The sequence below is a fragment of the Mycobacterium sp. genome, from assembly GCF_032161845.1.
Lineage (GTDB): Bacteria > Actinomycetota > Actinomycetes > Mycobacteriales > Mycobacteriaceae > Mycobacterium.
Genome location: NZ_JAVRQA010000533.1, coordinates 20628 through 28648 on the forward strand (window position 1 = coordinate 20628; position 8021 = coordinate 28648).

Annotated in this window: 8 protein-coding genes and 1 pseudogene; 1 reads left to right on the forward strand and 8 read right to left on the reverse strand. The window is 64.8% G+C overall.

Annotated features, from left to right (window positions below; genetic code table 11):
* Window positions 1-26: 26 nt before the first annotated feature.
* From QOD90_RS29780 to QOD90_RS29815, 8 genes are all read right to left on the reverse strand, one after another.
* Window positions 27-1442 (reverse strand): MCE family protein, encoded by a 1416-nt coding sequence (locus QOD90_RS29780; protein ID WP_526355896.1) that lies wholly within the window; start codon window positions 1440-1442, stop codon window positions 27-29.
* Window positions 1439-2497 carry a virulence factor Mce family protein gene (locus QOD90_RS29785; protein WP_526355898.1) on the reverse strand — a complete coding sequence of 353 codons (1059 nt, stop codon included), beginning with the start codon at window positions 2495-2497 and terminating at the stop codon, window positions 1439-1441. Before QOD90_RS29785 ends, QOD90_RS29780 begins: the two co-directional genes overlap by 4 nt.
* On the reverse strand, window positions 2490-3524 hold the full coding sequence (locus QOD90_RS29790) for an MCE family protein (RefSeq protein ID WP_526355900.1): 1035 nt from the start codon (window positions 3522-3524) through the stop codon (window positions 2490-2492). Before QOD90_RS29790 ends, QOD90_RS29785 begins: the two co-directional genes overlap by 8 nt.
* Window positions 3524-4720, reverse strand: coding sequence for an MCE family protein (locus QOD90_RS29795; RefSeq protein ID WP_526355902.1), 1197 nt, complete (start codon window positions 4718-4720; stop codon window positions 3524-3526). Before QOD90_RS29795 ends, QOD90_RS29790 begins: the two co-directional genes overlap by 1 nt.
* Window positions 4721-4732: 12 nt before the next feature.
* Window positions 4733-5575 (reverse strand): MlaE family ABC transporter permease, encoded by an 843-nt coding sequence (locus QOD90_RS29800; RefSeq protein WP_526355903.1) that lies wholly within the window; start codon window positions 5573-5575, stop codon window positions 4733-4735.
* Entirely contained in the window at window positions 5572-6285 is a 714-nt protein-coding gene (locus QOD90_RS29805) for an MlaE family ABC transporter permease (protein ID WP_526355912.1), read from the reverse strand. The genes QOD90_RS29800 and QOD90_RS29805 overlap by 4 nt, the downstream gene beginning before the upstream one ends.
* A gap of 311 nt (window positions 6286-6596) precedes the next feature.
* The gene (locus QOD90_RS29810) at window positions 6597-7526 is read right to left on the reverse strand and encodes a 3-oxoacyl-ACP reductase (RefSeq protein WP_526355914.1); all 930 of its coding nucleotides are present in this window, start codon (window positions 7524-7526) and stop codon (window positions 6597-6599) included.
* 4 nt (window positions 7527-7530) lie between these two features.
* Window positions 7531-7722: a ferredoxin gene (locus QOD90_RS29815; protein WP_526355905.1), complete on the reverse strand. Its 192-nt coding sequence runs from the start codon at window positions 7720-7722 to the stop codon at window positions 7531-7533.
* Between the two features lie 133 nt (window positions 7723-7855).
* Here QOD90_RS29815 and QOD90_RS29820 point away from each other — a divergent pair.
* Window positions 7856-8021, forward strand: a pseudogene (locus QOD90_RS29820) (acyl-CoA dehydrogenase); the annotation flags it as partial.

Below are 8021 nucleotides of genomic sequence, written 5' to 3' on the forward strand. Positions count from 1 at the left end.
CTTTCCTGCCTTCACTGCGTTCACCGCTAGCCACCCCCCGACTCGGCGGGCAATGGTTCACCGGGCGGCGGTCCTGGCAGCGGGCCACTGCCGTCCGGCGGGGTTGCGTAACCCTCGGCTGGGGCGCCGACCTGCGACACCTGCCCCGGAATCGGGGGCGGCGGCAGGAGGAGGTCGGTGAGCCTGCCATCGGGCCCGAGCGTCGGCGGCGTCACGCCGGGCGCCGGCTGCCATTGCAGGTATGGGACCGGCGTCTGTGCCTTGGCCTCGGTCGCCGGGGTGTCGTAGATGATCTGACCCTTGTAGGCCGTGATGCTGTTGATCGGGTGGAACAGGATTGGCGGGTAGTTCACCGCGAGGCGCTTGAACACGGGCCCCATCCGCTGCCGGCAGATCTCGGCGCGCTTGTAGTTGTCGGGCGAGGCACCGACGTCGAACGTGCCACCGCAGATGAACTGCACCGGGTTGGCGAAGTTGGGTAGCGACAGCAGGCCGCCGACGGTGCCCTGGGCTGGGTTGTAGATGTTGTAGAAGTTCGCCAGACCGTTCGGCGTGATGTGCAGAACCTGCTCGATGTCGTCGCTGTGCTCGTTCAACAGGTTGGTGAAGTCGGTGAGCTTGCCGATCTGGCCGATCAGCGCCTCGTTGTTCTCGTTGAGGAAGCCCTTGACGTCGGCCAGCGCCTGATTCAGCGTGCCGAGCGTCTGGTCAAGATCTTTCGAGCTGTCCGCCAACACCTGCGACACCGAGGCCACGTGGTTGGAGAACTGCACGATCTGCTCGTTGCTGTTGGCCAGCGCGTTCACCAGCACCTGAAGGTTGCGCACCGTGCCGAACAGGTCGGTGCGCGAATCGCCGAGACGTCCCGCCGTCTGGGACAGTTCGCGCAGCGCGTTGCGGAACGAGTCACCGCTGCCGTCGAACGTGTCGGCAGCCTGGTTCACGAAGCCGGCCAGCGGGCCCTGCATGTCACCCTGCTTCGGGCCGAGCGACGCACTGAGCTGAGTCAGCTGCTCCTTGACGTCGTCCCACTCGACGGGAACCCCGGTGCGATCGAGGCCGATCTGCGCGCCGTCGGCCAGCACCGGGCCGCTGGTGTAGGCGGGGGTGAACTGAATGAACCTGGCCGACACCAGGTTCGGCGCGATGATGAGGGCGCGCGCATCGGCGGGCAGCTTGACGCCGTCATGGACGTTCATCGTGACCTTGACGTCGTTGGCCCGTGGCTGGATCGACTCGATGGTGCCCACCGGGACGCCGACCACCCGCACGTCGTCACCCGGGTAGAGGCCGACCGTGGACGGGAAGTAGGCGACGACGTCGTGTCCCTTGCGCGAGGGCAACAGCAGGTAGACGCCACCGATCAAGGCGGCAACCAGCATGCCGACGACCGCAAAGCGCAGCCACCGATTGCGTGAGCCCGTCGAATTCTCCTGGGTCATGGCGACTTCGGCCTGATGATCGTGCGCTCGGAGATGAACCCGCGCAGGTAGTCCGCCAGACTGTCCGGCAGCTTGCCCGGCTGGAAGTACGTGTCGAGCAGCACCTCGGAGAGCGTCGCGGGCGGCAGGCCGTACAGGTTGATCTGGAAGCCAGGACCGGAGCCGACGACCTCGCCGAGCGCCGTCGCGTACGGCGGCAGCCTGCGCAATGCCTCGCCGATGTGATCGCGGCGCTCCAAGAGATTGTCGAGCACGGCGTTCAGCTTCTGCAGGGCCGGTCCGAACTCACGCTTGTTGTCGGCGACGAATCCGGAAAGCTGTTCGGAGACGCCCTGAATGCCGCCGATGAGATTGCTCAGCGCCTGGCGCTTCTCGTCGAGGGCGGCGAACAGCAGGTTGCCGTCGGTGATGAGCTGATTGACCTGGCCGGCGCGCTGAGCCAACGTGTCGGACACCTTCTTGGCGTGGGCGAGCAGCTGCTCGAGCGCCTCGTCCCGCTTGTTGAGGCTGCGCGACAGGTCGGCGACACCGTTCAGGGCACCGCGCAACTGAGGTGTGGCGTCCCGCAGCGTGTCGGTCAATGTCTGAAGTGCCTGCTCGAATTTGGGCTTGTCGAGTTCACCCGCGTTCTGGCCGAGATCCTGCAGCGCGGTGTTGAGCGTGTACGGAGTCGTCGTGCGGCCCAGGGGAATCACCGTCAGGCTGCCGGCTCCCTTCGGGGTCACCGCGAGTGACTTCTGCCCGAGCACCGTATCGGTCTTGATCGATACCAGGGTCTGGTCGCCGATCCTGACCTTGCGATCGACGGTGAAGTGCACCACCGCGGAATCCCCTGCCAGTTCGACCGAACCGACCTTGCCGACCTTGATGCCCGACACGTTGACGTCGTTGCCGGGGGTGATGCCGCCGGCATCGGTGAAGTACGCCTCGTAGTTCTTGCCCTGAGGCCAGAACGGGAGACCGCTGTAGCCGAAGGACACCAGGACGAGGCACGCCACGATGGCGATGCCGAAGATTCCGGTGCGGACGGGATTCCCTTCGCCGGCTCTAGCCATTCTCCGAGCACCTCCCCTTCGTCGGATCGGGTGGGCCGCCGAACGGGATCAAGATGTCGCTGCCCGCGGGCCCGTTGATCTTCATCCGAATCGAGCAGTAGTAGATGTTGAAGAAGGAGCCGTAGGCGCCAAGGGCATTGAGCCGCAAGTAGTTCTCGGCCAGCGGCTCGATCACCTTGTTGATGTCGCCCTTGCGCTCGTCCATCCGCTGCGCCAGGGGCCGGAGGTTCTCGATTACCCCCTGAATGGGGCGCCGCCCCTCCTGCAGGAGGTCGGTCAGGTCGTTGGTGGCCGACGCCAACGGCGGGATGGCGCCCGCGATGGGATCGCGGTTCTGCGCCAGCCCCGTGACGAGTTGTTGGAGCTGATCGACGGCGGCATCGAACTGCGCGCCCTTCGCGTCGACCGTACCCAGCACCTCGTTGAGGTTGTTGATGGTGTCGCCGATCAACTGGTCACGGGCGGCGAGGTCGTGGGTGAACGACGACGTGCTGGCGAGCAGGGTCGAAATGGAGCCGCCCTGGCCCTGCAGCAGCTCGATCACGGCGTTGCTGACCTCGTTGACCTTGTTGCCGTCAAGCCCCTTGAGCACCGGTCGAAGGCCGCCGAGTAGCGCGTCGAGATCCAATGCCGGCTGAGTATTCTCCTTGGCGATGGTGGCGCCCGCCGGAAGCTTGCGCAAATCGCCAGGGCCCGAGGTGATTTCGAGATAGCGGTCGCCGACGAGGTTCTGGTAGCGCACCACGGCTCTGGTCGAGGTGTACAGCTGATAGCGATCGTTGACGTCGAACGTGACGTCGACGGTGTTGTCGGGATTGAGGTCGACGCCCTTCACCGAGCCGACCGGCACGCCGGCGATCCGCACGTCCTGGCCCGCCTTGAGGCGCGACGCCTCGGTGAACGTGGCATGGAACGTATTGCCCGAGCCGAAGCGGAACTGGCCGAAGACGACAACCAAGCCCGCCGCCACCAGCAACATGACGACGGTGAAGATGCTGACGTTGATCAACGTCTTGTCGCGCTTCACTAGAAGTCATCCCTTTCCGCATACGCGCCGTGGAACAGGAACTGCAGCGTCGACGGTGCGTCGAACTGCAACTCGGTGTTCGGCTGGAACGGAACGTAGGCATTGTCGGTGACCAGGAACGGGGTGTGGTACCACGAACCGCCGTACTGCTTCGTCGGCACATCCGGCAACCCGCGGCAGTTGGGACCGCCGGAGGCATTCACCATCGGCAAGCTCTCGGGATAGGTGTAGGCAGGGGCGCCGGGCAGGAAGTTCGACGCCACGAACAGACCGGGACGAATGCCGCCGATGACGGGGGCGAACCTAGCAAGCGCTTTGGCCGAACCCGCCAGGAAGCAACCGAACTCAGGAGAATAGTCGGCGAGCACCTTCAACGGGGCGCGCAACCGCTGAACCGCGGCAATCAGGTCCTCGGCCGCCGGCTGAAGGGTGGCAGTGCCGTTGTTGGCCAGGCCGGTGGCGGCCAGCAGGGTGGCGTTCAGATTGTCCTGCTGGTCGACGATGGTCTTGCTGATCGTCGGCGTGTTGTCGAACACCGTCACCAGGTCAGGCGCCGCGTCAGCGTAGATGTTGCCGACCACCCCGGTCTTCTGGAAGACCTGCTGCAGGGCGGGTAGCTTCGGATTGAATTGCTGGAGATAGTAATTCAGGCCGGACAGCGTGGCGCCGAGGTCATCGCCATTGCCGCGCAGTCCCTCGCCGAGCGCGCTGAGGGTGGCGTTGAGGTTGATCGGATCAACCTTGCGCAGGGTGTCTGTCAACGTCTGGAAGAGCGTGTTCACCTCGAGTTGCACATCTTGCGCGTTGACCTGCGTGCCGGGGCGCAGGGGGCCGCCCTTCGGCTGATCGGGGGTCAGGAACTCGACCGACTTGGCCCCGAAGACCGTTGTGCCGGCGATGCGTACCTTCGCGTTCGACGGGACGAAGCGCAGCTGACTGCTGTCGACGGCGAGCGTCAGCTTGGCCTGCTCACCCGCATAGTCGATGGACTCGACCTTGCCGATCTGGATGCCGCGGTACTTGACCTTGGCGTCGGTCTCCATCACCAGCCCCGCGCGCGGAGCCGTCACCGTGATCTGGTCGGTGCGGGTGAAGGCCGCAGTGTACGAGAGATAGGTGAAGACGACGGCTGCCAACAGAACAGCCGCGAGGATCGCGGCGGCGATCCTCACATGGCTGCGCTTGGAGTCACCCATCTCTCGACCCGCCTATCCGGACAGATTGAAGTTGCCCGACGCGCCGTACGCGGCCAGGGAGATGAACAGGGTGATGGTGACGACAACGATCAGCGACGTCCGCACGGCCTGACCGACGGCGATACCGACGCCGACGGGACCGCCAGATGCGTTGTACCCGTAGTACGTATGCACCAGCATGACGGCTATCGACATGACGATGGCCTGGAGGAACGACCACAATAGGTCCGTCGGCACCAGGAAGGTATTGAAGTAGTGGTCGTACAGACCTGCCGACTGCCCGTTGATGAAGACGGTCGTGAAGCGCGCGGCGAAGAACGCCGCCAACACCGACAGCGAGTACAGCGGGACGATCGCGATCAGCCCGGCGATGATCCGCGTCGACACCAGATAGGACACCGAGTGCACGGCCATCGCCTCGACGGCGTCGATCTCCTCGGCGACGCGCATGGCGCCCAATTGGGCGGTGGTGCCAGCGCCGATGGTCGCGGCCAGGGCGATGCCCGCGATTACGGGCGCCACGATGCGGACGTTGAGGAACGCCGAGAGGAACCCGGTCAACGCTTCGATGCCGATGTTGCCGAGCGACGAATAGCCCTGCACCGCAATGACACCGCCGGAGGCAAGCGTCAGGAACGCGGCAACGCCGACCGTTCCGCCGATCATCACCAGCGCCCCGGCACCCATGGTCATCTCGGCGATCAGACGAATGGTCTCCTTGCGGTAGCGAGTCAGCGCATTGGGGATGTAGCGCACCGATTCGCCATAGAAGAGGGCTTGCTCCCCGACCACGTCGATGGCCTTGGGAACACCGCGGAAGAACCGGCGGATGCGGAGGGTGGCGTCGTAACTCATCTTGCTAGCACCCGGACCCCGATGGCCGTCAGGATCACGTTGATCACGAACAGGCAGATGAAGGCATAGACCACGGTTTCGTTGACGGCGACGCCCACGCCCTTGGGGCCGCCCTTGACCGTCAGCCCGCGGTAGCACCCGACCAGCCCGGCCATCAAGCCGAACAGCAAGGCCTTGAACATGGCGAGCACCAACTCGCCGAGCCCGGTGAGGATGGTGAGTCCGTTGATGAAGGCGCCGGGGTTGACGCCCTGCAGAAAGACCGAGAAGGCGTAGCCGCCCGAGATGCCGATCGCGCAGACAAGGCCGTTGAGCAGGAGCGCCACCAGAGTCGACGCCAGCACGCGGGGGACGACGAGCCGCTGGATCGGGTCGATGCCCAGCACGCGCATCGCGTCGATCTCTTCGCGGATGGTGCGAGCGCCCAGGTCCGCGCAGATGGCCGTCGCGCCGGCGCCTGCGACGACGAGCACCGTCACCACGGGACCGAGCTGGGTGACCGTGCCGAAAGCGGTGCCCGCGCCGGACAGGTCGGCCGCACCGAGTTCGCGAAGAAGGATGTTCAGCGTGAACGCCACCAGCACCGTGAAGGGGATGGCGACCAGCAGCGTCGGGATGAGCGAGACGCGCGCGATCATCCAGGTTTGATCGAGGAACTCACGGAACTGAAAGGGTCTGCGGAAGATCTTGACGAAGGTGTCCAGGGACATCTCGAAGAATCCACCAACGGCCCGCGCCGGAGCCGTCAGCTGTTCCTTCAACCTGGACTCCGTTCTCTCCGGTGGGGGTCGGACGAGTGTTTACGGCGAATAGTCCGTGACTACGAGCCGCGACAACCTTTCTAGCCCCTGGTTAAGCGCTGCTCTTAGTGAGCCGGCTCATATTAACTAGAACACGTTCGCAGTGTCAAAGAACCGCAAAATCCGTTGCCATCGACCTATACATGCTGGTCAGAGCAGGTGTGACGCACATCATTCTATAACGTGTTCTAGCGCTCACAGCCCCTTGACAATGGAGACTGTCAGTCTCGCGACGACATCAACCCGTTGGCGGAGAATCCCAGCTCGGGATCGCGGTCAGCAAAGTACTCATTCAGCGTGAGGCCGAGGTCACCGGCGGCCCACGCATCCGAGTCCGCAGTGAAGTGCCTTTCGGCCGTGGGTGCCGCCACCAGCGTCACAGTCGGACCATAGACGATGAACAGCTGGCCGTTGACCCCTTCGGACGCCGGCGAGGACAGGAACTGGACGAGCGTGACGACGTGCTCGGGTGACAAGCCGTCGATCTGCCCCTCCGACAGCGGCGGCGCATCGCCGAACACATCGGCTGTCATCGCCGTCCTCGCCCGCGGCGCGATGGCGTTGGCGCGAACTCCGTAACGACCAAGTCCGCGCGCCGCAGTCAGGGTGAGCGAGGTGATGCCCGCCTTGGCAGCCCCGTAGTTGGCCTGACCGACGGGGCCGGCAAGTCCCGCTTCGGAAGACGTGTTGACGATGCGGCCGTAGACCGTGCCGCCGTTTTCCTTGGCCTTGTCTCGCCAGTACGTCGCGGCATTGCGGGTGAGCAGGAAGTGACCACGCAGGTGCACCGCGATGACGGCGTCCCAGTCCTCGTCGGTCATGTTGAACAACATCCGGTCGCGGGTGATCCCCGCGTTGTTCACCACGATCGAAAGGCCTCCGAGCCCGTCGGCGGTGGTGACCAGTTCGTCGGCTGTGCTGCGGGCGCTGATGTCACCCGCGACGGCGATGCCCTTCGACCCGACGGCCGCGATCTCGTCGAGTACGTCGGACTTGTCGAGGGCGCTGCCGATGTCGTTGACGACGACCGTCGCCCCCACCCTTGCCAAGCCGATGGCTTCGGCCCGGCCCAGTCCCGCGGCCGCTCCCGTCACCACCGCGACCAGTCCGGAGAGATCTGTCGAGTTCGGTTCAGTGCTCAATTTATGAATACCTCTAGTCTTTGCGGATGAGGGCTGCTCTTGGGCACTCGGCGACCGACTGCTCGGCCAGTTCCTCCTGGCCCTCGGGCACCGGGTCTGCCTTGACAACGGCGTAGTCCTCGTCGTCCAGATCGAACAGGTCCGGGGCAATACCGACGCAGACCGCATTGCCTTCGCAGCGATCACGATCGACTTCGACTCGCATGAGACCTCCTCGCAAATGAAGTGCGGATGCTCCGCCCAGCGTCGGCTCAGGATAACCGCGCCTGGATTCCAAGACTAGAACGTGTTACAACCGGGGTGGACCATGGGTACCCCCCAGATAGTGAGGAAGAGCGATGCGGATCGGCTACAGCCCCGAGCAGGAGGAGTTGCGCCGCGAGTTGCGCTCGTACTTCACCAAGCTGATGACCCCCGAGCGCGCCGAGGCGCTGGGCGCGGGCGACGGGGGCGAAATGGGTCGCGGCAGCGTGTACCGCGACACCGTCGCGCAGATGGGTAAGG

Bases quoted from the DNA above. Each gene is read 5' to 3' on its own strand.
- QOD90_RS29780 (WP_526355896.1), bottom strand. From the start codon at position 1,442: ATGACCCAGGAGAATTCGACGGGCTCACGCAATCGGTGGCTGCGCTTT.
- QOD90_RS29785 (WP_526355898.1), bottom strand. From the start codon at position 2,497: ATGGCTAGAGCCGGCGAAGGGAATCCCGTCCGCACCGGAATCTTCGGC.
- QOD90_RS29795 (WP_526355902.1), bottom strand. From the start codon at position 4,720: ATGGGTGACTCCAAGCGCAGCCATGTGAGGATCGCCGCCGCGATCCTC.
- QOD90_RS29800 (WP_526355903.1), bottom strand. From the start codon at position 5,575: ATGAGTTACGACGCCACCCTCCGCATCCGCCGGTTCTTCCGCGGTGTT.
- QOD90_RS29805 (WP_526355912.1), bottom strand. From the start codon at position 6,285: ATGTCCCTGGACACCTTCGTCAAGATCTTCCGCAGACCCTTTCAGTTC.
- QOD90_RS29815 (WP_526355905.1), bottom strand. From the start codon at position 7,722: ATGCGAGTCGAAGTCGATCGTGATCGCTGCGAAGGCAATGCGGTCTGC.